The organism is Curtobacterium sp. YR515 (genome assembly GCF_900113095.1).
GTDB lineage: Bacteria > Actinomycetota > Actinomycetes > Actinomycetales > Microbacteriaceae > Curtobacterium.
Map to the genome: position 1 here is coordinate 948,433 of NZ_FOOD01000001.1, position 24,705 is coordinate 973,137.

Sequence of the window (24,705 nt, forward strand, 5' to 3'; positions counted from 1 at the left end):
CAGGGTCGGGCGGCAGGGTGCTGCCATGCGCCGTGCTCTCCCCCTGGTCATCGCCGGCATCGTCGCCGCACTCGCCCTGACCGGCTGCAGCGGCGGGAGCCCGGGCACCACCGCGGCCGCACCGTCACCGACGCGCACACCCCAGTCCTCACCGACGCCGACGCCCTCGCCGACCCCGACCATCACCGCCGCCGACCGGGCTGCCGTCGCCCGCACCCTCGCCGACCTCGAGCGGGAGTACGACGCCACGGTCGGCGTCGTCGCGACCGACACCACCACCGGCGAGACCGTCGCGTACAACGGCGACCGCCGCTTCGGCTACGCGTCGACCCTCAAGGCGTTCGCGGCGGCGCAGTTCCTCCGCGCGGTGCACGGCGCCGACCGGGACGAGCGGGTGCGCTGGAGTGCGGCGGACGCCACCGCCGCCGGCCACTCCCCCGTCACGAGCGAGCACGTCGCCGACGGCCTGACGATCGCCCAGCTCGCCGAGGCCGCGGTCCGGCAGAGCGACAACCTGGCCCTGAACCTCGTCGTCGACCGCATCGGAGGCCCCGCGGGTCTCGACCGAGCACTGGCGGAGCTCGGGGACCGCACCACCGAGGTCGTGCACGACGAACCGGCCCTCAACACGATCGAGCCCGGCAGCACCGAGGACACCACGACCCCGGCGGCGTTCGCGGCGGCCCTCGCCACCGTGCTCGACGGCCAGACGCTCGGACGCTCCGACACCGCGCTGCTCGAGCACTGGATGAGCGGCAACGCCACCGGCGACACCCTCGTCCGTGCCGGCGCTCCCGACGGCTGGACGGTGGTCGACAAGTCCGGCGGCGCGGGCGGCATCCGGAACGACGTCGCACGCGTGACCCGGCCGGACGGCGGCCCGATCGTCATCGCCGTCCTCACGACCCGCAACGCCCCCGACACCGCCTACGACGACGCCCTCGTCGCACGGTCCGCCGCGGCGGCGCTCGACGCGTTCGACGGCTGACGGCCGCCCGGCGTCACACGGCGTCATGCACGACACCTGTCGGGGACGCCGGGCAACTACGATCTGGTCATGTCCTCCCCCGACTCCCCCACGGTCGTCGTCGGCGCCGGCATCATCGGTCTGAGCACCGCGTGGCACCTCGCCGACCTCGGGCAGCGCGTCGTCCTCGTCGACAGCGGCCCCGCCGCCGGTGGCACGACGACCGCCGGCGCCGGGTTCGTGGGCCAGTGGGCAGCCGGGTACGCCTGGTACTGGAACGAGTCCGAACGCGACGTCGAGCAGTACGGCATCGACTTCTACCGGCGGCTGGCCGAGTCCGGCCACGGTCCGACTGGATACCGCCGCAACGGGAACGTCTGGCTGACGGTCACCGAACAGGGCCGCGCGGACCACATCCCGCCGTTCGAGGACCACCCGCTGCGCCCGGCCGGTGCGCGGACGCTCACCCCGGCCGAGGCGGCCGACCTCGTCCCCGGACTCGACCCGTCCGCCGTGACGGCCGGCTTCCTGCACCCGGACGGCATCCAGATCAGCGCGCCCGACACGGCCGCCGCGCTGGTCGGTGCGCTGCGTGCGAAGGGCGTCGCGATCCGCGAGCACACCGCGGTCGCGGGCCTGGAGGCGCGGGACGGCTCCGTCACGGGCGTCCGGACCGCGGGTGGCGAGGTCATCGACGCCGCGCGGGTCGTCCTCGCCGCCGGCAGTTGGACGAACGCCCTGCTCGCACCCCTCGGTCGCGAACTCCCGACGGTGCGCGTGGTCGCGAGTCGCCTCGTCACGAAGCCGTTCGGCCTGCCGGGCACGCTGCCGACCCTGATGCTCCCCGAGCTCGAGGGGCTCTGGATCCGGGAGCACCGCGGCGGCCTGACCTACGGCGCCGGGAGCGGGTACGAGGCGCTGCACGTCGGTGGCGCGGACCGGGGCACCGATCCCGCGCGCCGCCCGGTCCGGACGGACCTGCTCGACGCCATGCGGACCTCCGTGCACCCGATCGTCGCGCGGCTCCTGCCCGCGGCGGCGAGCGTGCTCGGAGCGGACGAGACCCCGACGCAGGGCGTGGTGTCGATGACCGCCGACCGGAACTTCATCGTCGGCCCGGTCCCCGAGCTCGCCGGGCTCGTGGTGGCCGGCGGGGACAACGAGTCCGGCGTCACCCACGGCCCCGGTCTCGGCCGCATCGCCGCCGAGCTGAGCGTCACGGGGACGACAACCCTCGGCGACCCGAGCCGGTACGACCCCGCACGCTTCCCGGCCCGTGCGCCGAGCGAGGCCGACGTCGTGGCGATGATGCCGGCCCGACGCGAAGCCGATGCCCGACGAGCCGGAGCGACGGCATGAGCGACCGGACGACGACGCACGTCGTGATCGGCGGCGGGGTCGTCGGTGCCGCCACCGCGTACGCCCTCACGCTCCGCGGCGAGCGCGTCGTGCTCGTCGAGCAGCACGAGCGGGGGCACCACCGGGGGTCGTCGCACGGCGCCACCCGGATCTTCCGGCAGGGCTACGCCGATGCCGAGTACGTCGCACTGACCACCCGGGCGCTCGCACTGTGGGAGGCGCTCGAGGCCGCGGCGGGCGAGGAGCTGATCGTCCGGACGGGCGCCGTCGACCACGGGCGGCCCGAGGTCGTCGACGCCATCGCCACGGCGCTCGCGGACGCCGGCATCCCCCACGAGACCCTCAGCCCGGACGCCGCCGCCGAGCGCTGGCCGGGCATCGCGTTCGAGGGGCACGTCCTGACGCACGCGACCGCGGGACGGATCCGGTCCGACCGCGCGATCGAGGTGTTCCTCACGCTGGCCGACCGCACGGGGCTGGCCGACCTCCGCTTCGACACGCGGGTCACCGGGCTCGAGGACCACGGCGACGAGGTGACCGTGGCGCTGTCCGACGGGTCCACCCACCGCACGTCCTCGGTGATCGCGGCCGTGGGGTCGTGGGCACCCACGCTGGTGGGCGACCTGCTCGCGGAACGCGGGGCGCGCCTCCCGGCCCTCCGTGTCACGCAGGAGCAGCCCGCCCACTTCCCCAGCCACCTGCCGGACGAGGCCTGGCCGAGCTTCGTGCATTGGGCCGACCGCGACGACGTGTACGGCCTGCTGACCCCGGGCGAGGGCGTCAAGGTCGGGTTCCACGGCACCGGCCCCGTGGTCGACCCCGACCACCGCGACTTCACCCCCGTGCCCGCCGAGGCCGAGCGCCTGCAGGCGTACGTCGCCCGGTACGTGCCGGGGGTCGACGCGACGAAGCCGACGTTCATCAGCTGCCTGTACGACAACTCCCCCGACGAGGACTTCGTGATCGACCGTCGAGGTCCGGTCACGGTCGCGACCGGGTTCTCCGGCCACGGCTTCAAGTTCGCTCCGTTGCTCGGCGACATGATCGCCGACCTCGCGACCGACGGGCCACCACCCCCGGCCCGCTTCTCCCTCTCGAAGCACCACCCCACTCCCTCAGGACCATGACGACCCGACTCCTCAGCGCCATCGCGCTCACCGCCACTGCCGCCGCCGTGCTCACCGGTTGCGCGTCCACCGGCTCGTCCGGCACGGACGCCGTCGACGGGCTCGTCGTCGGCACCACCGACGTCGTGACGTCCCTCGACCCGGCCGGCGCCTGGGACCGCGGGAGCTACACGGTGCAGACGCAGCTCTACCAGCACCTGCTCACCTACCCCGCCGGGAAGACCACGACCAGCCCCGAGGTCGCGAAGTCCTGCGACTTCACCGACGGCACGCACTACGTGTGCGAGATCCGGGACGGCCTCACGTTCTCGAACGGTGACGACCTGACCGCCAAGGACGTGGTGTTCTCGTTCGAGCGCCAGGTGTCCCTCGGGTCGACGAACGGCCCGGGCTCGCTGCTGGCCAACATGGCGTCCGTGTCGGCGTCGGGCAGCACCGTGACGTTCACCCTGAAGCAGGCGGACGACCAGACGTTCCCGTACGTGCTCGCGAGCATGGCGGGAGCGATCGTGGACTCGAAGGTGTTCTCCGCGACGAAGGTGCACGCGAACGACGGGGTCGTCGGCTCCGGGCCCTACGCGCTGCAGGACGCCGCGGACGGCGGGGCGACGATCGCCCTCACCGCGAACACTCGGTACGACGGCGACGCGCCGGCCACGAAGAGCGTCACGATCAAGCAGTACACGAAGTCCGCGGACCTCAAGCTCGCCGTGCAGAAGGGCGACGCCGACGTCGCCTACCGCCAGCTCACCCCGACCGAGGTGACGTCGCTGTCCTCGGACGACTCGCTGCAGACCGTGCACGGCGACTCCGGCGAGGTCCGGTTCCTGGCGTTCAACCTGCAGACGATGCCCGGGAAGGACGCCGCGCAGAAGCAGGCGATCCGGCAGGCCGTCGCGGCGACGATCGACCGCGAGGCGATCGCGAAGGACGTCTACCAAGGCACCTACACCCCGGCGTACTCGATCGTGCCGAACGGGTTCCAGGGCGCCACCGAGGCGTTCGAGGACGCGTACGACGGCGCCGACGCGAAGTCGATCCTGCGGGATGCCGGCGTGACCACTCCGGTACGGCTGCCGATCGAGTACACGACCGACCACTACGGCTCGGGCTCCGACGACGAGTACGCGCTCATCCAGCAGCAGCTCGAGGACACCGGCCTGTTCACGGTCGACCTGCAGTCGGCCAGCTGGGACACCTACGTCGGGAACGTCGGCAAGGGCGAGTACCCCGTGTTCCAGCTCGGCTTCTTCCAGGACTACCCGGACGCCTCGTCGTACCTGACCCCGGCGTACGGCGCGACCGACGTGAACCTGCTCGCGAACCACTTCGACGACGCCACGGTGAACGGCCTCGTCGCGTCGCAGGCCGTCGAGCCGGACGCGGCGAAGCGGAAGCAGCAGATCGAGCAGATCCAGCAGGACACCGCCGAGTCGGTGCCGCTCATCCCGCTGCTCGCCGGACAGGAGAACGTCATCGGGCAGGGGTCGCTGACCGGGCTGTCGAAGTCGGTCGACGCGTCCGGCGAGTTCCGGATCTGGGAGATCGGGCGCTCGTGAGCAGCTCCCCGCTGCGCGCCGCCGTCCGCGCCCGCATGCCCGCCGGGCTCGACGACCTCGCCGCGCTCGTCGCGATCCCGTCGGTCCACGACCCCGCCGTGCAGTCGCTCGACGACTGCCACCGGGTCGCGGAGGCGGTGCGGGTCGCGTTCGGCGACCTCGGCCTGGAGGCGCGACTCGCCACCACCGCGGACGGCTCGCAGGCGGTCATCGCGACCCACCCCGCGCCGGCCGGGGCACCGACGGTGCTGCTCTACGCGCACCACGACGTGCAGCCCGCGGGCGACCTCGCGGCCTGGACGAGCGATCCGTGGACCCTGACACCGCGGGACGGGCGGCTCTACGGCCGCGGCGCGGCGGACTGCAAGGGCGGGATCGTCACGCACCTCGTGGCACTCCGGGCGCTGCTCGACGTGCACGGGGCGTTCCCGGTCGGGCTCGTCGTGGTCGTCGAGGGCTCGGAGGAGCAGGGCACCGACGGCCTCGAGCAGTACGTGTCGTCGCACGCCGCCGACTTCCGGCACGTGGACACCGCCGTCGTGATGGACGCCGGGAACGCCGCGGTCGGGGTGCCGGCGCTCGTGACGACGCTCCGGGGCACCGCGTTCGTCGAGCTCCGGGTCCGCGCGCTGGGGGGCACCGTGCACTCCGGGATGTTCGGCGGGGCGGCGCCGGACGCGATCGCGGTGCTGGTCGCGCTCCTCGCAACGCTCCGGGACGAGGTCGGCGACACCACGGTCGACGGCCTCGACGCCTCGCAGACCTGGGACGGCCTGCCGTACGACGCCGACCGGTTCGCCGCCGACGCCGGGCTGCTCGACGGCGCGGTGCCGATCGGCTCGGCGGACCCGGCGTCCCAGGTCTGGGCACGCCCGGCCCTCACGGTCGTGGGCATCGACGCCCCGGCGGTCGCGGGGTCCTCGCCGTCCGTGCAGGCGACCGCCGGTGCCGCGCTGAACCTCCGCGTGCCGCCGGGTGTCGACCCCGCGGCGGCCGGCGAGCTGCTCGTCGCGCACCTGCTGCGGCGTGCACCGGCCGGCGTCGAGGTGACGGCTCGGGTCACCGGGGTGGGCGCCGGGTTCCGTGCCGAGGGCGGTCCGTCGTCGGCGGCGTTCCGCGCGGCGCTCTCGGAGGCGTACGACGGGGCCCCGGTCGGGTCGCTCGGCGGCGGCGGCTCGATCCCGCTGTGCGCGACGCTCGAGCGGGCGATCCCGGACGTCGAGGTGATCCTGGCCGGGGTGTCCGAGCCGGCGGCGAACGTGCACGGCCCGGACGAGAGCGTCGACCCGTCCGAGATCGAGCACATGGCCCTGGCCGAGGCGCTCTTCCTCACCTCGCTCACCACCCCCTGACCCCGTGGCGGCCGATCACGCCGCGCGTTGGTGTCCGTGTTCGGTCTCGGCCGTGACCGTGCTGGTTCACGAATCCCGGGTCTCGCGAACCGGAACGGTCACCGACGCTGGCCGATGGCGGTCCCGTGCAGGTGACGGACGGCATCCTTCACCCCTGATCGTCCGGCCGTCGGAACCGCCGCTACCGTCCGAGCAGGCCGGACCACCCGGGGCGCGCGGGCCGTCCGGACCACCCGGGCCGTCCGGGCCGTCCGGGGCGCACGAGGCCCCCGGGCATTCCGGGGCGCGCGGGCCGTCCGGGGCGCACGAGGCGCCCGGCCCGTCCGGGGCGCCGGGGCGCGCGAGGCGCGCGGGCCGTCCGGGGCGCACCGGCCGTCCGCTACGGTGGTGCCGTGCGCATCGTGGTGGCTCCGGACTCGTTCAAGGGGACCGCGACGGCGGCCGAGATCGCAGCGGCCGTGCGCGACGGCTGGCTCGCCGAACGTCCGGGCGACGAGGTCGTCCTGGCACCGATGGCGGACGGCGGCGAGGGCACGCTCGACGCCTTCGAGACGGCGATCCCGCTGACCGTCCGGGTGCCGATCACCGTCACCGGTCCCGCCGGCACCCCCGTCGACACGCACTGGCTGCAGCTGCCCGACGGCCGCGCCGTGGTCGAACTCGCCGCCACGAGCGGACTCCCCCTGCTGTCCGAGGTCCTGCCCGACACCGCGACGAGCCGGGGCTTCGGCGAGGCGATAGCCGCCGCCCTCGACGACGGGGCGACCGGGCTCGTGCTCGGCATCGGCGGCAGCGCCTCGACCGACGGCGGCGCCGACGCCCTGATCGGGCTGGGTGCACTCATCCACCGGGATCCCGCCGTCCCCGAACACCCGCCGCGGCCGCGTCAGGGCGCCGAGCTGCTCGACGACGTCACCGGCGTCGACCCCACGTGGATGCGCCGGCTACCGGAGCACGGCGCCGTCGTGCTGACCGACGTGACCTCACCCCTGCTCGGACCGACCGGCGCCGCGGCGGTGTTCGGCCCGCAGAAGGGCATCGCACCGGAACGGATCGCCGCCTTCGACGCCCGGCTGGCCGACTGGGCGCGCTGCTTCCCCGACGTCGACCCGACGACCCCCGGGGCCGGAGCGGCCGGCGGAGTCGGGTTCGGACTGCTCGCCTGGGGTGCGACGCTGGCGGGCGGAGCGGCCGCCGTCGCCGAGGTCCTCGGGCTGCCGGCGCTCCTCGACGGCGCCGACGTCGTGATCACCGGCGAGGGCCGGTACGACGGGCAGTCCGAGGCCGGCAAGGTACCGAGCGTGGTGCGGACCCTCGCATCGACGCACGCACCGGCTGCCCGGGCGATGCTCGTGGCCGGGGCGATCGACGCCGCGCTCGACGACTTCGACGCTGCCGCCTCGCTCACCGTGCTGGCCACGCAGACGACGGGCGAGCCGGACGACGCCCTCGCCGACCCGCTGCGCTTCGCCCGGATCGCCGGCCAGCGACTCGCCCGCTTGGCCTGACGCCCGGCGAGCCCGACGCCCGCGCGCGACACGCCAGCATTCCGTGCAGGGGTGCCCCAACGGGACCTCCCACCCGATGGCGCGCTCCACCACACTGGTGGAGGGCCGGAACCGGCCCGGACGCACCACCCACGAGGAGACCATGCGCACCGTCAACGCGTACGCCGCACCGTCGGCCACCGAGCCGCTCGTCAAGACCACCATCACCCGTCGCGACGTCGGCCCGAACGACGTCGAGATCGACATCGCCTACGCCGGCATCTGCCACTCGGACATCCACACCGTCCGCGGCGAGTGGGGCGAGATCCAGTACCCGCAGGTCGTCGGCCACGAGATCGTCGGCCACGTCACCTCCGTCGGGGAGAACGTCACCAAGCACCAGGTCGGCGACCGCGTCGGCGTCGGCTGCATGGTGAACTCCTGCGGCGAGTGCGAGAACTGCGTCAAGGGCGAGGAGCAGTACTGCCTCAAGGGCAACATCCAGACCTACGCCGGCGTCGACCCCGCCGACGGCAGCATCACCCAGGGCGGCTACTCGCAGGCCGTCGTCGTGAACGAGGACTTCGTCCTCCGCGTCCCCGAGTCGCTCGACATCGAGAAGGTCGCGCCGCTGCTCTGCGCCGGCATCACCACCTACTCGCCGCTGCACCACTGGGGCGTCGGCCCCGGCTCGAAGGTCGCCGTGATCGGCATGGGCGGGCTCGGCCACATGGCCGTGAAGATCGCCGTCGCACTCGGCGCCGAGGTCACCGTCCTGTCGCAGACCACCTCCAAGCAGCAGGACTCGCTCCGCTTCGGCGCGACGGCCCACTACGCGACGAAGGACCCGGAGACGTTCGAGAAGCTCGCGAGCTCCTTCGAGCTGATCATCAACACGGTCTCCGCGAAGATCCCGATGGGCGCCTACCTCGGCCTCCTCAAGGTCGACGGCACCCTCGTCAACGTCGGCGCACCGTCCGAGCCGCTCGAGGTCCCGGCGTTCGCCCTGATCCCGCGCCGGCTCAGCTGGGCCGGGTCCGCGATCGGCGGCATCCGCGAGACCCAGGAGATGCTCGACTTCTGCGCCGAGCACGGGATCCTGCCGGAGACCGAGCTCATCAGCGCCGACCAGATCAACGAGGCCTACGAGCGTGTCCTGTCCTCGGACGTCCGCTACCGCTTCGTGATCGACGCGGCGACGCTCGCCTAGTACGCGACCACCGACGCGACGGGAGGCGCGGTGCCGGCTGGCACCGCGCCTCCCGTCCGTCCCACGGTCTGTCCCCACAACGCGAGCCGGTCGTCCGGCTGGCGCAGCTGACGGGCCGGGCACAGCCACCCACGCCAGACTCGATCCATGAGCAGCACGGCGGACGAGGGTCCCGCGTCCCTCGTGTCCGTCGCCGGGACGGACACCGACACCGCGGTCGCCGACCTCGCCGGCATGTACGCCGGCCGCGCCTGGCACTCCGGCCGCACCGACGGCGACTACTGGTACCGCTACGTCGGGATCGGCGACGAGCGCATGAGCGTCCGACGGTCGCAGATGCACGGCTCCCTCCGCGGGGACGTCGCCGTCCAGGGCGAGGTCGTCGTGCAGTGGATCGACGCCGGCACCGCCACCGTGGACGTCGGCGGTGACGCCGTCCAGATGCAACCGGGTGTCCCGACGCTGTTCCCGATCGAGCGCCGCTTCGACGTCGAGTACCGCGACTGGGACCAGCGACTCGTGCACCTCGACCGCGACCTCGTGCTCGACGTCGCGTCCGAGCGGTACCTCGTCGACGACACCGTCGACTTCGACCGCTCCACACCGCCGACGGCCGCGGCGATCACCCGGTGGCGCGGAGCGGTCGCCACGTCGGTGCAGGCACTCCGCACCTCGGGGAGCGGTTCGCTGGCCTGGCACGAGTCGCAGCGCGCGGTGACGTCGGCGCTGCTCGACCTCTACCGCTTCCGTGCCGAGGCGGTCCCGCCGGGGTGGGGCGAGCACCGCAACGCGCGCATCCGAGCCGCCGTCGAGTACCTGCACGCCCACGCGCACGAGCCCCTCACCGTGTCGGACGTCGCCCGGGTCGCCGACCTCAGCGTCCGCGGGCTGCAGGAGGCGTTCCAGCGCACGCTCGACCGGTCGCCGATGCAGTACCTGCGCGAGGTCCGTCTCCGTCGCGCCCACGAGGACCTCCTCGCCGCCCACCTCGGTCAAGTCTCCGTCGCGGACGTCGCTGCGCGGTGGGGCTTCACGCACATGGGCCGGTTCTCGGGCGAGTACCTGCGGCGGTTCGGGGAGTACCCGAAGCAGACGCTCCGCCGCTAACCGACCTCGTCGCCGGACGGCAACGCCGTGCACCAGTCCACGGACCCGGCGTCGACGCTCGCCTCGAGCGCGCCGGAAGACGCGTCGACGATGCTCACGAGCACGCCGCCGGCCGACTTCGTCGCCACGGCGACGAACTGCCCGTTCGGGGACGGGCAGACGGCCGTGACGCTCGCGTCGTCGGGGACGGAGACGGGCAGCCTGGAGGCGCGGCTCCCCTCCACGCGCACGATGCGTTGCGCGAGCGTCCCGTCGGCACGCACGTCGCCCACCACCCGCAGGTAGCCGTCGTCGGTGAGCGGGGCGATCCGGCCGAGGTACGCCGCGTCGGTGCTGCCGGCCGGTGCCTGCAGCGCGGTGCGCTTCCCGTCCGTCAGGTCGAGGCGGACGATCCCCGTGCCGGTCTCGACGACCGCCGTGGTGCCGGTGCCGACGAAGCCGTGCAGGTACGTGGCGCTCCCCAGCCGGACGGGGTCGGTCCGCCCGCTCATGTCGACGAGCACGAGGTCGTCGCTGCCGGTGCGGACGAGGGCGCTCTCCGTGCGGGGCACGTACGCCCACTGCCCGACGCTCATCGGGACCGCCCCCGTCCTCGGCTTCCCGCTCGCGTCGATCGCGGTCGGCAGGTGGGTGCCGGTCATGTCGACGACGTAGAGCCCGACGTTGCGCGACTGACCGGTGGACGTGTCGGCGTACTCGAAGCCGAACGAGGCGCCGTCGTCGGCGGCGTGCAGGGCCGTGACACGTCCCTCGGCGGTCGGGAGTGTCAGGTGCTCGACCGGGAGGTCCTCGTCCTGCACCCCGCCGGCGAGCGGCACGATGTCGACCGACGACCCGGCGTCCGTGCCGCTCACCACGACGAGCGACCGGCCGAGGCGGACGTACTCCGAGATGCCGGTGCCCTCGTACACGGTCGTCGAGCCCCCGGCGTCGAGGGACCGGCGGACGATGCGGTCCTTCCCGCCGGCGGCACCCGGGACCAGCGCGAGCACGTCGGTGCTGCCCGTGCGGATCGAGGTGCGGAGGTCGGCGGTCGCACGCTGCCCCGGCGCCCGGACGCCCGCGACCGAGATCTCGTACGAGCGGTCGTAGGCCAGGGGCCCGGTGAACTCGACCGCGATGGTGTTGCCGCTCGACGTCACGGTGTGCGCCGCTGCCGGACTGACCCGGACGTCCTGCGCCGACACGCGCTCGATCGCCTGGTTCGCGGTGAGGATCACGCGCTGTGCCGGTCGGGACACCAGGCCGGAGGCGTCGTACGACACGTCGCGCAGCCGTGGGCCCTGCTGCGACCCGACGACCGCCGCGGCGCTGCCGACGACGACGAACACCAGGACGGTCGCGACGAGGCGACGGCGGAAGCGGTTCCGGGGGCGTTCTCGCAGCTCAGTACTCATACGGGTCCTCGGGCTGCTCGACGCCGCGCACCGTGGCGGCGCGGATGACGATGCGGGCGTCGGCCGACTGGTCCGGGTTGGCAGCGAGCGCTCCGCGGACCCGGACCCACGCGCCCTGGCCCGGGATCGTCCCGTCGGTGTCGACCCCGATCCCGACGGGTTGGGCGTCCACCGCGCAGCAGCTGATCACGAACCGGGTGAGGGTGAAGGACCCGTCCGCGCCCGGGACGACGAAGCCCGTCAGGTCGACCCGCTTGCCGACGAGCGACGTGGTGTCGGTCGTCTGCCGGATGAGGGCGGCCCAGTCCTTCACGCCGTACTCCGAGGTGTCGACCGAGGTGCTGCCGAGCAGGGACACCGCGGCCTGGGACCCGGTGGCGTTCGACAGGGTCGCCGAGTCGACGCTCCGCTGCTGTGCGGTGCGGGCGGACAGCGTCGTCGGCGGCAGGACCAGCATGGCGGCGGTGACCCCGATGGTGACGAGCGCGGCCACGCCGCTGAGGACGATCCGTGTGCGGCGAGCCGCGCCTCCTGGGCGGTGGTCGTGCCCCTCGTCGTGATCGTGCCCGTGTCCGCGCGCGGTCACCACCAGGCCGGCGATCGACGCGGGCACCGCGACGGCCGCGAGCACGACCGTGAAGACCGAGTAGCGCGGGTTGATGTACAGGTCGAGGTGCCCGGCGAGGGCGAGCCACAGCGTGCACAGCGCCACCGCGAGCACGGACCCGAGGCCGAGGGACGACGACAGGCGGGACTCAGACGAGGACATTCATCACCAACCCGACGGTCGCGGCGAACAGGACGCAGACGACGGCGAGCAGCACCAGGAAGCGCGCACGGAACGTCGTCCGGAGCAGGGCGATCATCTTCACGTCGATGATCGGCCCGATGATGAGGAACGCGGTGATCGACCCGGGGAGGAACGTCGACGCGAAGGACAGCGCGAAGAAGGCGTCGACGTTCGAGCACAGGGAGACCGTCATCGCGAGGAGCATCATCGCCGCGACGGAGAGCACGGGGTTCGCGCCGATCGACACGAGCGTGGACCGGGGCACGGCGACCTGGATCGCTGCGGCGAGCCCGGCGCCGACGAACAGCGCGGGCATCATCGTCGCGGTCTCGCCGCCGAACTGCGCGGCACTGTCCCGCCAGCGGTTCCGGGACCGAGGGGCGCCGACGGCCGCTCGGCAGCGGGCCTCGAATGCGGGCAGCAGCAGCTCGGTCGGACGACGGTGCGCGGCGACGATCCAGCCGACGAGGTTCGCGATGACGAAGCCGCCGACGATGCGCACGGGCAGGATCCAGCCGGACCACCCGAACGCCTGGGCGGTGCTGATGATCACGAGCGGGTTGAGGATCGGGGCGGCGACGAGGAAGGTGACGGCCTCGGCGGGTGTGAAGCCGCGCATCATGAGGCCGCGGGCGAGGGGCACGTTCCCGCACTCGCACACCGGGAAGAGCATGCCGATCAGGGAGATCACGGCCCGGCGCGGGATCGGTCGCTGCGGCAGGACCTTCTCGAGCGCGCCGACGGGGACCCACACCTCGACGACGATGGACAGCAGGATGCCGAGCACCACGAACGGCAGGGACTCGACGACGACGCTGATCGCGAGCGTGAGGAAGTCCTGCACGACGTCGGGCAGACCCGCGGTGCCGACGGCCGGCGAGAGCAGGCGGATGCCGAGCAGCACGGCGACGGCGAGCAGCACCAGCCCGGGGCCGGTGAGGCTCCGGGAGCGGGACGCGGCGGTGGGGCGCTGCTGCGGCGGCGTGGTCGTCGTCACCGGGCAAGGATAAGCCGCTCGCGCGCTCCTACGGTCAGCGCCGCGCGAGCCCGTCGAGGTGCCGGTCGAGCACGTCGATCGCCCAGTCGCCGGACTCCCCCGGGGCGAGCCGCACGAGGTGCATCGCGAGCCCGTCGATCAGCGCGTGCAGCCGACGGACCTCGTACTCGCGGTCGGCCGCCGGGACGCCCACGAGCTCGAGCACCTCCTCGCTCCACTCCCGCATCTCGACCACGACCAGGTCGAGCGCCGGCCGCAGTTCGGCGTCCGTGAGGGCCGCGTTCGCGAGCGCCAGGTACACCTCGAGCTCGATGACCCGCTCGTCGTCGAGGGGCAGCTGCTCGAGCAGGAGCTGGTGCGCGCGCTCGCGGTTCGGCAGCCCCTCGGGGATCGCGGCGATCCGTTCCCGGGTGCGGTCGAACACGAGCGTGATGGTGTGCTCGCGCAGGCTCGACTGCGTCGGGAAGACGTAGCGGACGGTGCTCGGCGGCAGCCCGGCCTCGGCCGCGACGTTCCGCACGCTCAACGCGCCGAGGCCGTCACGGGCGAGGACCCGCCACGCCGCCTCGGACACGGAGCGACGTCGTTCCTCGATGTCGATGCTCCTGGCCACGGGCCAATACTCGCACAGTCGTACGAGTTCGTGCTACCGTGGAGTTCGTTGTCGCACAGTCGTGCGACTTGCGGAACGAGATCGAAGGGAGACCGTCATGGCGTGGACAGTCCTCGTCCTGTCGGGCGTGCTCGAGGCAGTGTGGGCCACTGCGCTGAGCGCATCGAACGGCTTCAAGAAGGTCGTGCCGACGATCGTGTTCGTCGTCGGCATGGCACTCAGCATGGTGGGCCTGGCGTTCGCCATGAAGGAGATCCCGGTCGGCACCGCCTACGCGGTCTGGGTCGGCATCGGCGCATCGCTCACTGTGATCGTCGCGATCCTCCGCGGGCAGGAGGCCGCGTCCGTCGCCCGGGTCGCCCTCGTGCTCGGGCTCGTCGCCTGCGTCATCGGCCTGAAGGTGGTGAGCTGAGGTGCCGTGGATCGTGCTGTTCGTCAGCGCCGCGCTCGAGACCGTGTGGGCCACCGCCCTCGGTGCGAGCGACGGCTTCACCGAGCCCCGTCCGACGATCGTCTTCGCGATCACCATCGTGGTGAGCCTCGGGGCCTTCGGGTACGTGCTCAAGCACATCCCGATCAGCACCGCCTACGCGGTGTGGACGGGGACCGGAGCGGCCCTCACGGTCCTCTGGGGCATGGCCACCGGCGCGGAGCCCGTGACGGCGCTCCGCCTGCTGCTCATCGCCGGGATCGTCGGCTGCGTGGTCGGCCTGAAGCTCGTCCCGGCCCGCCCGGCCCGCCCGTCGCGCCTGTCCGCGGCCGCAGCCAAGGCCACGGCGGACGAGGTTTCGCGCTGAGCGACACCTCACGCGCGGGCGGCCCCGTGGTCTGTCGCTGACCCCGCGAAGTCGGCCGCGGCCTGAGACGCGACCCGAGACGGACTGGAGGCGCGGTGCCAGCTGGCACCGCGCCTCCAGTCCGTCAAGCGGTCACGCGATCAGACGGATGCACCCGTCCACTCGTCCTCGGCGGCGACGTGGTCGCTGCCCAGGGTGCCGGCGGCCATCGCCGCGGCCACGCGGTCGGCGTGCGACGGCGGGTTCGAGGGGACGCCTTCCGGGCGACCCTCCTCGTTGATCTTCCGCAGCTCGGGGACGATGTCCTCGGCCAGGATGTCGATCTGCTCGAGCACCGTCTTGAGCGGCAGCCCGGCGTGGTCGACGAGGAACAGCTGGCGCTGGTAGTGCCCGACGTGGTCCTTCATGGCGGCGTACCGGTCGATCACCTGCTGCGGCGAACCGACCGTGAGCGGGGTCTGCTCGGTGAAGTCCTCCATCGAGGGGCCGTGCCCGTAGACCGGCGCGTTGTCGAAGTACGGGCGGAACTCGTCGATCGCGTCCTGCGAGTTCTTCCGCGCGAAGAACTGGCCACCGAGTCCCACGATCGCCTGGTCGGCGCGGCCGTGCCCGTAGTGCTCGAAGCGCTGGCGGTACAGACCCACCATCTGCTCGGTGTGCTGGATCGGCCAGAAGATGTTGTTGTGGAGGAATCCGTCGCCGTAGTAAGCGGCCTGCTCCGCGATCTCCGGCGTGCGGATCGACCCGTGCCACACGAAGGGCGCGACGCCGTCGAGCGGACGCGGGGTCGAGGTGAAGCCCTGCAGTGGCGTCCGGAACTTGCCCTGCCAGTTGACGACGTCGTTCTCCCAGAGCTGGCGGACGAGCGCGTAGTTCTCGATCGCGAGGTTGACGCCCTGGCGGATGTCCTGCCCGAACCACGGGTAGACCGGCCCGGTGTTGCCGCGGCCCATCATGAGGTCCATGCGGCCGTCGGAGATGACCTGGAGCATCGCGTACTCCTCGGCGATGCGCACCGGGTCGTTCGTGGTGATGAGGGTCGTCGACGTCGAGAGCGTGATGTGCTTCGTGCGTCCCGCGAGGTAGCCGAGCATCGTCGTCGGGCTCGAGGCGACGAACGGCGGGTTGTGGTGTTCACCGGTCGCGAAGACGTCGAGTCCGGCCTGGTCGGCGTGCTCGGCGATCGTCAGGATGTCGCGGACCCGCTGGGTGTCGTCGGGGGTCCGGCCGGTGACCGGGTCGGTCGTGACGTCACTGACCGTGAAGATGCCGAACTGCATGATGCGCCGCCTTCCGCGGAGTCCCTCCGCCTGCGATTTCGATGCGTTTGCATCGACTTGCTCGGTACAACGTAGCGCAGGCCGTGGCATTCCCGCCAGCGGCGACTACGCGGCGTCGTCGTCCAGCACGCGGTTCCGCAGCACCTTCGACTCCCGCCACAGCATGTACGCGCCGGTCCACACGAACATGATCGCCACCAGCGCCAGGCAGGGGAAGAGGAAGACGAAGTCGAGCGTCGTCCCGATCGGCGGGGCGCCGGGCATCGCCGACCGCAGCGCCGGGAACGACAGCAACGTGGCGCTCAGCCAGATCACGTTCGCGAACTCGAGCTTCCGCCGGAGGATCGCGCTGCCGATCGTGACGACGGCCATCAGCGTCGTGAACAGGATCGCCATGATGTAGAACGACACGATCACGACGCTCAGGGTGTCCCGGTGCCCGTCGATCTGCATCGGGACGAGGGTGCGGTCGCTCTGCACCTCGGCGGCGCTCCGCTCGGCGTTCATCACCCACGGCCGGGCGGAGTTCGACATGTCTACCTCGAACGGCACGGCGTCCCCGGAGTCGTCGTCCTGCACGCTCAGCTGGAAGTTCGCGAACGGCTGGTCGAACGGGTACGAGGTGTCGCCCCGGTCGAGTGTCAGCGTCAACGAGGTCGCGTCCACCACCGACTGCCCCGGGAACGTCACGACGCTCGTCGTCACCCCGCCGCTCGAGACCTCGATGCGCAGCGGCTGCGAGATCTCGCCGGCCTTCTCGCCCTCGAACGAGCCGTGCGGGATCGGCAGGACGTTCGCCTGCATCACCCGGTTCGAGAGGTCGACGTCCTGCACGCTCATCCGCAGCGTCATGTAGTCGCCGGACTGGCTGTTCGACCCGCTCACCGGGACGGCGGTCGTCGTCTTGAGCGCTCCGGAGAGGCCTATCACGACGTAGTACACGGCCAGGAGGACCACCGCCACGAGCAGGATGACCGGCGCGGGGTTCCTCCGGGTGCGCTTCGCGGTCGGGGCGCCGGGAGCGCCGGGTGCGTCGGTCGGGGCGTCGGTCGTGTGGGTCATCGGTTGCTCCCGGACGGTGGGTCGGTGGTGGGTCGGCTCGGGTCGGTGGCGGGGCCGCTCGGACCGTTCGGTGCGGCGGTCGGACCGCTCGGTGCGGCGCTCGGACCGGTCGGTGCGGCGCTCGGACCGGTCGGTGCGGCGGTCGGACTGGAGGCGCGGCTCGGGTCCGACGGACCGGACCCGGTCGGCGAGGCGGTCGCCGCTGCGGCGGGGCCGCTCGTGGCCCGCCGGCCGACGACGGTCGCGGCGAGCGCGAAGAGCAGCATCGCGAGGAGCGGCACCATCGCACCGGGGAACTCCGTCGCGTTGAAGGTCGTGATCTGGTCGGCCAGCTGCGACGCCTCGGTCTCGCCCTTCGCCACGGCCGTGGTCACCGTCATCGCGTTGGACTGCGACGCCCGGTTCGACGCGAGCGAGATCTGCTGGACGGCGGTGTCCGGCGCGTTCACCGGGTCGGCGTACACCCGGACGTCGACGTCCGCCTGCTGCCCGGGGTCGAGCGGGATCATGCACGAGAACGAGCTCGTGGCGACGGTGCAGTCGAGCGGGGAGTCGTCCACCTCGACGTTCACGTTCCGGTAGACCATGCCGGTGGTGATCCGGGCCTCGAACGTGATCGCGACGGTCGCCCCGGAGGCGTTCGGGCCCAGCGTGCCCCGCATGTCGGCCGCGGTGCCGGGCACGATGCGCTGCGTGCCGAAGCGGAGGTCCATCGCGAGGGGACCGTCGTCCGTGCCGCCGCTGCCCGCGCCAGCACCGCCGGTGCCGTTGCCGTTGCCGTTGCCGGCGCTCTCCCCCGGCGCGGGCGGTGCGGTCGAGGGCGGCGACGACGGACCGGTGCTGCCGCCCGTGTCTCCCGACCCGCCCCCCTGGCCGGCGCCGGAACCACTCCCGGCTCCCGTGCTCAGGCTGCCGGGCGTGCTCGGCGCGGTCGGCGCGGTCCCGCCACCGACGCCGCCGGAACCGCCCGTGGAACCGCCGCCGGTGCCGGGGAGGCCACCCGCGCCTCCTGGAGGGGCCGGCGTCGCGACCGTCACGGTGAAGGCGGTCGACGCGCGCGCGGACTCGACGCCCCCGTACGTCTGGGTCGCCGTCAGCGCGACCGCACCGAGGGCGAAAGCGCGCTCCGGCGTACAGGCGAAGGAGGTGGCCCGCGTCGCGGTGGCCGTGCAGACCACGGTCTCGCCCTGCCGGACGGTCACGACCGCGTTCGGGATCACGCCGCGGCCACGGACCTCGGGTGCGCGGTCCGTCGTCGACGTGCGGTTGCCCGGAGCGGTGATCACCGGCGCTCCGGGAGCGATCGTGCGGAGGGTGCTGCCGGACTCGACGGGCGAGACGGCCGCGGTGGTGGAGGACGCCCGGGCCGTGACGGTGAACGCCGACGCGGGGACGGTCCCGGACCGGGCGGCGACCATCAGCCGGAGGACGTGCCGGTCGCCGGGAGCGATCGTGCCGAGGTCGACCCCGGCGGCGAGGCCGGCGCAGTCGATCGTGGCGCCGTCGACCTCGCACACGGGGACCTGCAGGCCGCCGGTGTCGGCGGTGAGGAGGACGCCTCTCGCCTCGCCCTCGCCGGTGTTGGCCAGTGTGACCGTCCGGATCGCCGGGAAGCCCGCGTAGAGCTGCGTCGCACCGGCCTGGGTCACGCTGAGGCCGGCGGGCGCCAGGACCGTGAACGTGCTCGTCGCCGCCGGGGAGACCTGCCCGAAGCGGTCCGTCTGCGTCGCACTGACGGTGTGCTGTCCGACCGCGAGCTGCTCGGTCGGCGTGCACGACCAGTCCGGGGTCGTCGCCGGGTCGACCGTGCACAGCGGCTCGCCGTCGATCGTGGCCGCGAGGGTGGTTCCCGTCGTGTCCGCCGCACCGGCCACCTTCGTGCCGGTGATCGTCGGCTGCGTCGCGATCGACTCGTCGCCCGCGGGCGGGGCGGTGATGGTGGGGGCAGCGGGGGCCGGGGGCGCGACGACCGTGATCGAGTAGGGCGCGGCGGCCTCGAACGGGTCGATCCTCGACGACCCCGAGAAGGTCCCGAGTGGTGACGCCGGATCGATCGTCACCGTGATGGCGACCTGGTTGTCGATGCCCCACGTGCTCGTGCCACACGCCGCCTGCTGGCCACCGCTCGTCGGCGTGCAGGTGAACAGACCGAGGCCGGGAGCGGGCACCGACTGCGCCGCCGTGATCGTCGTGTTGGGCGGTGCAGTGATCGTCCAGGTCCCGGTGCCGGCGCTCTTGTTCTGCACGATCGCTGTGGCGGTACCACCGGGTGTTCCTTCGTCGGCCGGCCCGTTCGGGACCTGGACCATGGCGGATGCGGAGGTCGCGGGGACGAGCACCCCGGTGGCGACGAGGAGCGCCCCGAGGGCAGCGGCGACGGTGCCACGGACCCGACGTGCCCGCGTCGGGGTGTGCTCCACCCGCATGTGTTCCCCGTCCACGCCGGCTCCCGAGGCCGGCGTGTGGACGACGCTAGTCGGCCAACGGCCGTCGGGTCCGGAGGCGTTACAGGCCTGTAACCCTTACGGATGCGATGGCTACCGGCCCGGGAGCGCCTCGGAGTCCGTCCGCGCCGCGTGGTGCATGCCGTCGGCGATCCACACGATCGTCACGACGGCCAGCACGCTCGCGCTCGACGCCATCCGGCCCGCGACGAGGATCGCACGGTGGTCGTGTGCCCCGCCCGAGATGCCGTACACGAGCGCCGCGACACCGACCAGGAACGTCACCCCGGTGGCGACGAGGAGGACCCAGGTCACCAACCGACGCGGACCACGGTGTCCGTCGCGGTCGCCGCGCGCGCCACGGTCGACCCGTGGTCCGAACGCCCGGACGGCCCCGACCCAGAAGAGCGCGATCGCGCACGCGCCGATGATGTCGCTGACCCGGTGCCAGCCGTAGACCACGGTCTGGTTCGCGACGAAGACCGCGTAGGCTGCGCCGACGATCACGACGAGCGGGCGGAACCGACGCGGCGTGACCATGAGCACGGCGAACAGGGCGGCGAGGGCGATCGTGGCGTGACCGGACGGGAACGAGTTCGGCGTGGTCGACTGGGCGATCTCCGGGCGCTCGGCGATACGCTTGACGAGCGTCGAGGTGGCCGCCGAAGCGAGCACGACGACACCGGCTCCGAGCCCCACTGCGAGCCGGCGCCGCGCGAGCGCGACGGCGGCGATCACGACCACGAGCAACAGGATCACCGGTACCGAGATGACGTTCAGGGCAGTGTCCGACGAGAACAGGTCGGATTCCCGGACCCCGCCGAGTGCGGCGTCCTCGACCCGCTGCCCCACCGGCGTCAGCACCGCCACCGCGTAGACGAGAGGCACGATCACGAACCCCAGAGCCGACAACAGTCCCCACCGCAACCGCCGTGAGACGCTCGGTCCACGCGACTCGGGTGCGCTGCGTTCGGGCGTTCGGGTCACCGGGCTGGTCCTCCTCGGGGTGCTGTTCGTCGGTGTCGTGGCACGCCTGTTCACGCGCGTGCGATTCGGACGGTCGGGGTCCGACACGATACCGTTGGGACGCCGGTCGGAGCCTGGGAACCGCGGGACAGCGACCTTCGGATCCGGCAACGCACCGACCGGCCGCGCGCGGGCGAACGCACCGGCGCGCATCGCCGGACCGACGTACACGGCGTCGGCTGCGTACGAGGAGGAAACCGAAGTGGCCATCAAGGAACCGAGCATCACCGCTTCCCCGAACCGCGGTCTCGCGCTCACCGTGGGCGCGCTGCTCCTCATCTGGGGCATCCTCGGGTTCTTCTTCGCCGCCGACGGCGACCCCGGCTTCTTCAGCCGCAAGGGCGGCATGCTCTGGAACGCGTTCGGCGTCAACCCGCCGCTGGCACTGCTGTGGGTCCTGCTCGCGGCCGTGCTGCTCATCGTCGGGCTCGGAAACACGATCGGGTCGCGGAACGCGAACGTGCTCGTGGGCGCCGTCCTCGTAGTGCTCGCGGTCTACGGCTTCGTGTTCGTGAACACCTCGGCGAACGTGTTCGCGCTCAACACGACCGACAACGTCTTCCACGCGATCGTCGGTGTCATCCTGCTCCTCACGGCGTTCGGCGCCGACAAGGAGAACCTCCGCGCGCTGCGTGCGGACACCGCTCGCGCCTGATCCCGCGCGTCCCCGACGCCCCGCCCGCCCCTCGTGGCCGGCGGGGCGTCGTGCGTCCGGGCCGTCGCGCGCCCGGGCCGCCGCGCGCCTGGGCCGTCGCGCGGGGGCGGGTCAGTCGCCGTCGTCGGCGTCCGGGGCGGGAGCGGGAGCCGCCTCGAGCTCCGTCGCCACCACCCGCGGCGCCTCGGACATGAACCGCCGGACGTCGAGGTCCACGATGATGTCCTGCGGCCGCAGCGGACGCGTGAGGTACAGCCCCTCGAGCGAGGTCAGCCGTGACAGCGCCACGTACGTCTGCCCGGCGCTGAACACCCGGTTGCCGAGGTCGACCACCGCCCGGTCGTAGGTGCTGCCCTGCGACTTGTGGATCGTCACCGCCCACGCGAGCCGGAGCGGGAACTGCTGGAACTCGCCGACGGTGTCCTTCTTGAGTTCCTTCTTGTCGGCGTCGTAGGAGTACTTGAACTTCTCCCACACCGACGGCTGGACCTCGAACGACTCCCCGTCGACGTCCACCCACACGGTGTCGCGGATCGTCTGCACGACCCCGAGGGTGCCGTTCACCCAGCGCTGGTCGGGGTCGTTGCGCAGGAACATCACGTGCGCGCCGGGCTTCAGCTCGAGGGCTTCGTCCGCCGGGAAGTTCCGTCCGCCGAAGTCGCCGTTGACGTCGGCCCGCGCGGTCCGCACCTTGCCGGGCAGCCGGTCGAGCGCGGCCTTGTTGATGCGCGCCACGGTGTCGTTCCGGGTCGCCAGGGTGATCGCGTCGTCCGGGGCGGGTCGGGCGCCCGCCGCGTTGAGCTGCCCGGCGACGTCCGCTGTCACCCGCCCGTGCCGCACGGCTGTCAGCATCGCGGCGAAGGCATCGTCGCGCTGCCGGTGGACGGTCGCGAGCTCGACGATGTTGAGCTCCGCCTCGAGCCAGACCTTGGCGTCGAAGAACCACATCGAGCGGTAGTGGTCGGTGAAGTACGCGCGCTCGTCCCCGTCGCCCGGCACCGGCGGCAGCTGGTACGGGTCGCCGAACATGACCACCTGCACGCCGCCGAACGCCTCGAACTGACGCCCGCGGGCCTTGCGCAGCGAGCGGTCCATCGCGTCGAGGAGATCGGCGTTCACCATCGAGACCTCGTCGATCACGAGGGTGTCGATCGTGTTGAGGAGCTTGCGGGTGTCCGGCCCCTGCCGGAGTTCAGCGTCGGCGATGAGCCCGATCGGCAGGCGGAAGAGCGAGTGGATCGTCTGCCCACCGACGTTCAGCGCCGCGACACCGGTCGGCGCGCAGATCACGACCTGCTTCTCGGTGTTCCACGAAAGGTGGTTCAGGAGCGTCGACTTGCCCGTCCCCGCACGCCCGGTGATGAACACGTGGTCGCGGGTGTGCTCGATGTACTCGAAGACGGCCCGCTGCTCGGCACTGAGCTCGACGCTCATCGGGTCGCCACCCGGTCGTCGCTGCGCGGTCCGTCGACGGCGGGCTCCGCCACGGCGCGGCGCACCCGGACCAGCACCACCACGACGACGGTCACGACGACGGCGACACCGGCGACCACGAGCAGCGCGCCCGCGCGGGCCTGGTCGACGAGCGGATCCGGTCCCCACGTCCGGCCCATCGCACCGAACCACGACGCCTGCAGGAGCCCGAGCGGCCCGCGCATCGCGATGCCGAGCGACACCAGACCGGCCGCGACGACGACCGCCCCGGCGATCCGGACGAGCGCCGCGGGCATCGAAGCGCGCCGGGCGCCGACCGCGATCGGCGTGAGCAGGGTGGGGACGGCGAGGAGCCCGACGAGCAGGAACCCGACGTCGATCACGGTGCGGCCCGTCGAGTCGCTGACCGACCACCGGAGTGCGTCGGTCACGAAGAACGCCCACCACGCCGCCGCCAGGAACAGGAACGCCGGGAACGGCTGCACGAGGTACCGCACCGCCTGGTTGTCGACCAGGACGCCCGTCCACTCGCGGACACCGGTGCTGCCGTCGTCGCGGGGGTGCACGGCGGCACGGATGAGCTGCACGGGTGCCGACGCCCAGACGAGCGCCGGCACGACGAGCCCGAGGAGCACGTGCGACCCGACGTTGGCGGACACGAGGAAGCGGTCGTAGGTGTGCAGCGAGCCCGACGTCGCGACGACGAGCGAGACGATCGCGATGCCGGCGGCGACCGTCCGACGCACGGGCCAGCGCACACCGGCGCGACGCAGGCGGACGATGCCGGCGGTGTACGTCGCTGCGAGCAGGACAGCGGCCATCAGCCAGAACAGGTCGATGTTCCACGCCGTCAACCATCCCCAGGCACCCGGAGCGTGCGGCAGGGCGTCGTCGGTCAGCAACTCTGCCGGCGACGGGTTCGTGGTCTTGCTCAGCGCGACCTGGTCGACGGGGGTCGCGGTGCGGCCGAGTGCCGCGGCGAACCCGCTGGCGACGCCCATCACGGCGAGCTCCGCCACGACGAGGAACCAGAACGGACGACGGCGCTCGGGGGCGGTGCTGAGCGCGCGGATCGCCCGTCGACGCTGCACGACCCCGAGCACACCCATCGCGACGATGGCCGCGATCTTCACGAGCACCAGGACCCCGTACGCGGTGAAGAGGTTCGAGAGCGCCCCGACCCGGATCTGCGCCGAGGCCACACCGGACACGGCGACGAGCACGAAGCACCCGAGCGCGATGCTCGAGTAGCGCCCGACGACGACGGCCAGGCGGTCGCCGTCGATCACCGGGCGCAACAGCACGAGCATCACGAGTCCGCCGACCCAGAGTGCGGCGCCGACCAGGTGCAGCCCGAGTGCGGTGACGGCCGCGTCGTGGCTCGCCGTGCCCGCGGCGTGCCCCTGCTGGGCGAGCGGGACGAGCCCGATCATCGCGACGCCCGCGGTCAGGGCGACCATCCCGCGGGAGCGCACGGCGAAGCACAGCACCGTGACGGCCGCGGCGACGAGGACGGTGACGAGCCACGCGAGGCCGAGGTCCGTCCCGGTGAGGAACACCCCCATCGACTGCCCGAACTGCTCGTCGATGCTGATCTTCGAGCCGGCGACGCTGAGGAAGGTGAAGAACGTCGTCACGGCCGACGACACGGTCCAGACACCCGCCGCACCGGCGGCCACGTCGATCGCGCGGTTCCACTCGGGCGCGGTGCGGGACAGCCCGACGGTCGCGAGTGCGAGACCACCGATCGCGGCCGCGGCGGAGAGGTCGACCACCAGTCGGGCGATCGGCAAGCCGAACCGGACGACGGCGCCGGGGTCGGCGATGAGCGCAGCGTTCGCGCCGCCCCCGATGACGAGGGCGACGAGGAGTGACACGAACCCGACGAGCAGCAGCACGGCGGGGCCGGCGATGCGCGCGATCCGATTCACCCGTCAAGCCTAGGCGCTGCCCCACCCGGCCACGGAATCGAGCGGGGGGACCTGTGGAGGGCGATCCGCGCCTCCTGGATGTGGAGGACCGACCACGGACCCAACGCAGGC

General features: G+C 72.7%; 21 protein-coding genes. 11 read left to right on the top strand and 10 right to left on the bottom strand.

From position 1 onward, the window contains the following. The first annotated feature begins 25 nt into the window (after nt 1-25). The 8 genes from bla (at nt 26) to BM028_RS04415 (ending at nt 10,168) form a co-directional block, all read left to right on the top strand. A complete protein-coding gene (gene bla, locus BM028_RS04380) occupies nt 26-988 on the top strand; it encodes a class A beta-lactamase (RefSeq protein ID WP_092384744.1) in 963 nt (320 codons plus the stop codon). Between the two features lie 69 nt (nt 989-1,057). Next, the gene (locus BM028_RS04385; protein ID WP_092384746.1) at nt 1,058-2,326 is read left to right on the top strand and encodes an NAD(P)/FAD-dependent oxidoreductase; all 1,269 of its coding nucleotides are present in this window, start codon (nt 1,058-1,060) and stop codon (nt 2,324-2,326) included. Then, nucleotides 2,323-3,453, top strand: coding sequence for an FAD-dependent oxidoreductase (locus BM028_RS04390; protein ID WP_092384748.1), 1,131 nt, complete (start codon nt 2,323-2,325; stop codon nt 3,451-3,453). The genes BM028_RS04385 and BM028_RS04390 overlap by 4 nt, the downstream gene beginning before the upstream one ends. After that, nucleotides 3,450-5,012, top strand: a complete 1,563-nt coding sequence (locus tag BM028_RS04395; RefSeq protein ID WP_071294369.1) for an ABC transporter substrate-binding protein — start codon at nt 3,450-3,452, stop codon at nt 5,010-5,012. Before BM028_RS04390 ends, BM028_RS04395 begins: the two co-directional genes overlap by 4 nt. Then, nucleotides 5,009-6,364, top strand: coding sequence for a M20/M25/M40 family metallo-hydrolase (locus BM028_RS04400; protein WP_092384750.1), 1,356 nt, complete (start codon nt 5,009-5,011; stop codon nt 6,362-6,364). The genes BM028_RS04395 and BM028_RS04400 overlap by 4 nt, the downstream gene beginning before the upstream one ends. Before the next feature lie 392 nt (nt 6,365-6,756). Next, a complete protein-coding gene (locus BM028_RS04405; RefSeq protein ID WP_092384752.1) occupies nt 6,757-7,872 on the top strand; it encodes a glycerate kinase family protein in 1,116 nt (371 codons plus the stop codon). Nucleotides 7,873-8,014: 142 nt separating this feature from the next. After that, complete coding sequence (locus tag BM028_RS04410) at nt 8,015-9,061, top strand: NAD(P)-dependent alcohol dehydrogenase (protein ID WP_092384998.1); 1,047 nt, start codon at nt 8,015-8,017, stop codon at nt 9,059-9,061. Nucleotides 9,062-9,208: 147 nt separating this feature from the next. Further along, complete coding sequence (locus tag BM028_RS04415; protein ID WP_071295513.1) at nt 9,209-10,168, top strand: AraC family transcriptional regulator; 960 nt, start codon at nt 9,209-9,211, stop codon at nt 10,166-10,168. On the opposite strand, the gene BM028_RS04420 is transcribed toward BM028_RS04415, so the two are convergent. From BM028_RS04420 to BM028_RS04435, 4 genes are read right to left on the bottom strand one after another with little or no spacing between them, the layout of a single operon-like run. Next, the gene (locus BM028_RS04420; RefSeq protein WP_092384754.1) at nt 10,165-11,565 is read right to left on the bottom strand and encodes a lactonase family protein; all 1,401 of its coding nucleotides are present in this window, start codon (nt 11,563-11,565) and stop codon (nt 10,165-10,167) included. The two genes, BM028_RS04415 and BM028_RS04420, sit on opposite strands and share 4 nt — an antisense overlap. Continuing rightward, on the bottom strand, nt 11,555-12,334 hold the full coding sequence (locus BM028_RS04425) for a TIGR03943 family putative permease subunit (protein WP_092384756.1): 780 nt from the start codon (nt 12,332-12,334) through the stop codon (nt 11,555-11,557). The genes BM028_RS04420 and BM028_RS04425 overlap by 11 nt, the downstream gene beginning before the upstream one ends. Next, nucleotides 12,321-13,352 (bottom strand): permease, encoded by a 1,032-nt coding sequence (locus BM028_RS04430; RefSeq protein ID WP_071303407.1) that lies wholly within the window; start codon nt 13,350-13,352, stop codon nt 12,321-12,323. The genes BM028_RS04425 and BM028_RS04430 overlap by 14 nt, the downstream gene beginning before the upstream one ends. Nucleotides 13,353-13,386: 34 nt before the next feature. Continuing rightward, a complete protein-coding gene (locus tag BM028_RS04435; RefSeq protein ID WP_092384758.1) occupies nt 13,387-13,965 on the bottom strand; it encodes a TetR/AcrR family transcriptional regulator in 579 nt (192 codons plus the stop codon). A 97-nt stretch (nt 13,966-14,062) separates the two neighbouring features. On the opposite strand from BM028_RS04435, the gene BM028_RS04440 reads away from it, so the two are divergent. After that, the gene (locus BM028_RS04440; RefSeq protein WP_092384760.1) at nt 14,063-14,377 is read left to right on the top strand and encodes a DMT family transporter; all 315 of its coding nucleotides are present in this window, start codon (nt 14,063-14,065) and stop codon (nt 14,375-14,377) included. A 1-nt stretch (nt 14,378) separates the two neighbouring features. Further along, nucleotides 14,379-14,762, top strand: a complete 384-nt coding sequence (locus BM028_RS04445; protein ID WP_092384762.1) for a DMT family transporter — start codon at nt 14,379-14,381, stop codon at nt 14,760-14,762. Between the two features lie 140 nt (nt 14,763-14,902). Here BM028_RS04445 and BM028_RS04450 read toward each other — a convergent pair whose 3' ends face one another. The 4 genes from BM028_RS04450 to BM028_RS18440 all read right to left on the bottom strand — a co-directional run bounded on the left by BM028_RS04450 (nt 14,903) and on the right by BM028_RS18440 (nt 20,436). Continuing rightward, a complete protein-coding gene (locus tag BM028_RS04450; RefSeq protein WP_070417138.1) occupies nt 14,903-16,042 on the bottom strand; it encodes an LLM class flavin-dependent oxidoreductase in 1,140 nt (379 codons plus the stop codon). Between the two features lie 105 nt (nt 16,043-16,147). After that, nucleotides 16,148-17,104 (bottom strand): DUF4436 family protein, encoded by a 957-nt coding sequence (locus BM028_RS04455; RefSeq protein ID WP_092384764.1) that lies wholly within the window; start codon nt 17,102-17,104, stop codon nt 16,148-16,150. Further along, nucleotides 17,101-19,545 carry an Ig-like domain-containing protein gene (locus BM028_RS04460; protein ID WP_175495984.1) on the bottom strand — a complete coding sequence of 815 codons (2,445 nt, stop codon included), beginning with the start codon at nt 19,543-19,545 and terminating at the stop codon, nt 17,101-17,103. Before BM028_RS04460 ends, BM028_RS04455 begins: the two co-directional genes overlap by 4 nt. 96 nt (nt 19,546-19,641) lie before the next feature. Next, on the bottom strand, nt 19,642-20,436 hold the full coding sequence (locus BM028_RS18440) for a phosphatase PAP2 family protein (RefSeq protein WP_175495985.1): 795 nt from the start codon (nt 20,434-20,436) through the stop codon (nt 19,642-19,644). Nucleotides 20,437-20,776: 340 nt separating this feature from the next. Between BM028_RS18440 and BM028_RS18445 the strand changes: the two genes are divergently transcribed. After that, nucleotides 20,777-21,229, top strand: a complete 453-nt coding sequence (locus BM028_RS18445) for a DUF4383 domain-containing protein (protein ID WP_175473751.1) — start codon at nt 20,777-20,779, stop codon at nt 21,227-21,229. A gap of 111 nt (nt 21,230-21,340) precedes the next feature. Here the strand turns inward: BM028_RS18445 and BM028_RS04475 are convergent, their stop codons facing one another. Together BM028_RS04475 and BM028_RS04480 are read right to left on the bottom strand one after the other, a co-directional pair. Beyond that, nucleotides 21,341-22,663 carry an ATP-dependent DNA helicase gene (locus tag BM028_RS04475; protein WP_070417142.1) on the bottom strand — a complete coding sequence of 441 codons (1,323 nt, stop codon included), beginning with the start codon at nt 22,661-22,663 and terminating at the stop codon, nt 21,341-21,343. Beyond that, the gene (locus BM028_RS04480; RefSeq protein WP_092384772.1) at nt 22,660-24,594 is read right to left on the bottom strand and encodes a bifunctional copper resistance protein CopD/cytochrome c oxidase assembly protein; all 1,935 of its coding nucleotides are present in this window, start codon (nt 24,592-24,594) and stop codon (nt 22,660-22,662) included. Before BM028_RS04480 ends, BM028_RS04475 begins: the two co-directional genes overlap by 4 nt. Between the last annotated feature and the right edge of the window lie 111 nt (nt 24,595-24,705).

Excerpts from the sequence above, each read along its gene's own strand:
- bla (WP_092384744.1), top strand. The coding sequence starts at position 26 with ATGCGCCGTGCTCTCCCCCTGGTCATCGCCGGCATCGTCGCCGCACTC.
- BM028_RS04385 (WP_092384746.1), top strand. The coding sequence starts at position 1,058 with ATGTCCTCCCCCGACTCCCCCACGGTCGTCGTCGGCGCCGGCATCATC.
- BM028_RS04390 (WP_092384748.1), top strand. The coding sequence starts at position 2,323 with ATGAGCGACCGGACGACGACGCACGTCGTGATCGGCGGCGGGGTCGTC.
- BM028_RS04395 (WP_071294369.1), top strand. The coding sequence starts at position 3,450 with ATGACGACCCGACTCCTCAGCGCCATCGCGCTCACCGCCACTGCCGCC.
- BM028_RS04410 (WP_092384998.1), top strand. The coding sequence starts at position 8,015 with ATGCGCACCGTCAACGCGTACGCCGCACCGTCGGCCACCGAGCCGCTC.
- BM028_RS04415 (WP_071295513.1), top strand. The coding sequence starts at position 9,209 with ATGAGCAGCACGGCGGACGAGGGTCCCGCGTCCCTCGTGTCCGTCGCC.
- BM028_RS04420 (WP_092384754.1), bottom strand. The coding sequence starts at position 11,565 with ATGAGTACTGAGCTGCGAGAACGCCCCCGGAACCGCTTCCGCCGTCGC.
- BM028_RS04425 (WP_092384756.1), bottom strand. The coding sequence starts at position 12,334 with ATGTCCTCGTCTGAGTCCCGCCTGTCGTCGTCCCTCGGCCTCGGGTCC.
- BM028_RS04440 (WP_092384760.1), top strand. The coding sequence starts at position 14,063 with ATGGCGTGGACAGTCCTCGTCCTGTCGGGCGTGCTCGAGGCAGTGTGG.
- BM028_RS04450 (WP_070417138.1), bottom strand. The coding sequence starts at position 16,042 with ATGCAGTTCGGCATCTTCACGGTCAGTGACGTCACGACCGACCCGGTC.
- BM028_RS04455 (WP_092384764.1), bottom strand. The coding sequence starts at position 17,104 with ATGACCCACACGACCGACGCCCCGACCGACGCACCCGGCGCTCCCGGC.
- BM028_RS04475 (WP_070417142.1), bottom strand. The coding sequence starts at position 22,663 with ATGAGCGTCGAGCTCAGTGCCGAGCAGCGGGCCGTCTTCGAGTACATC.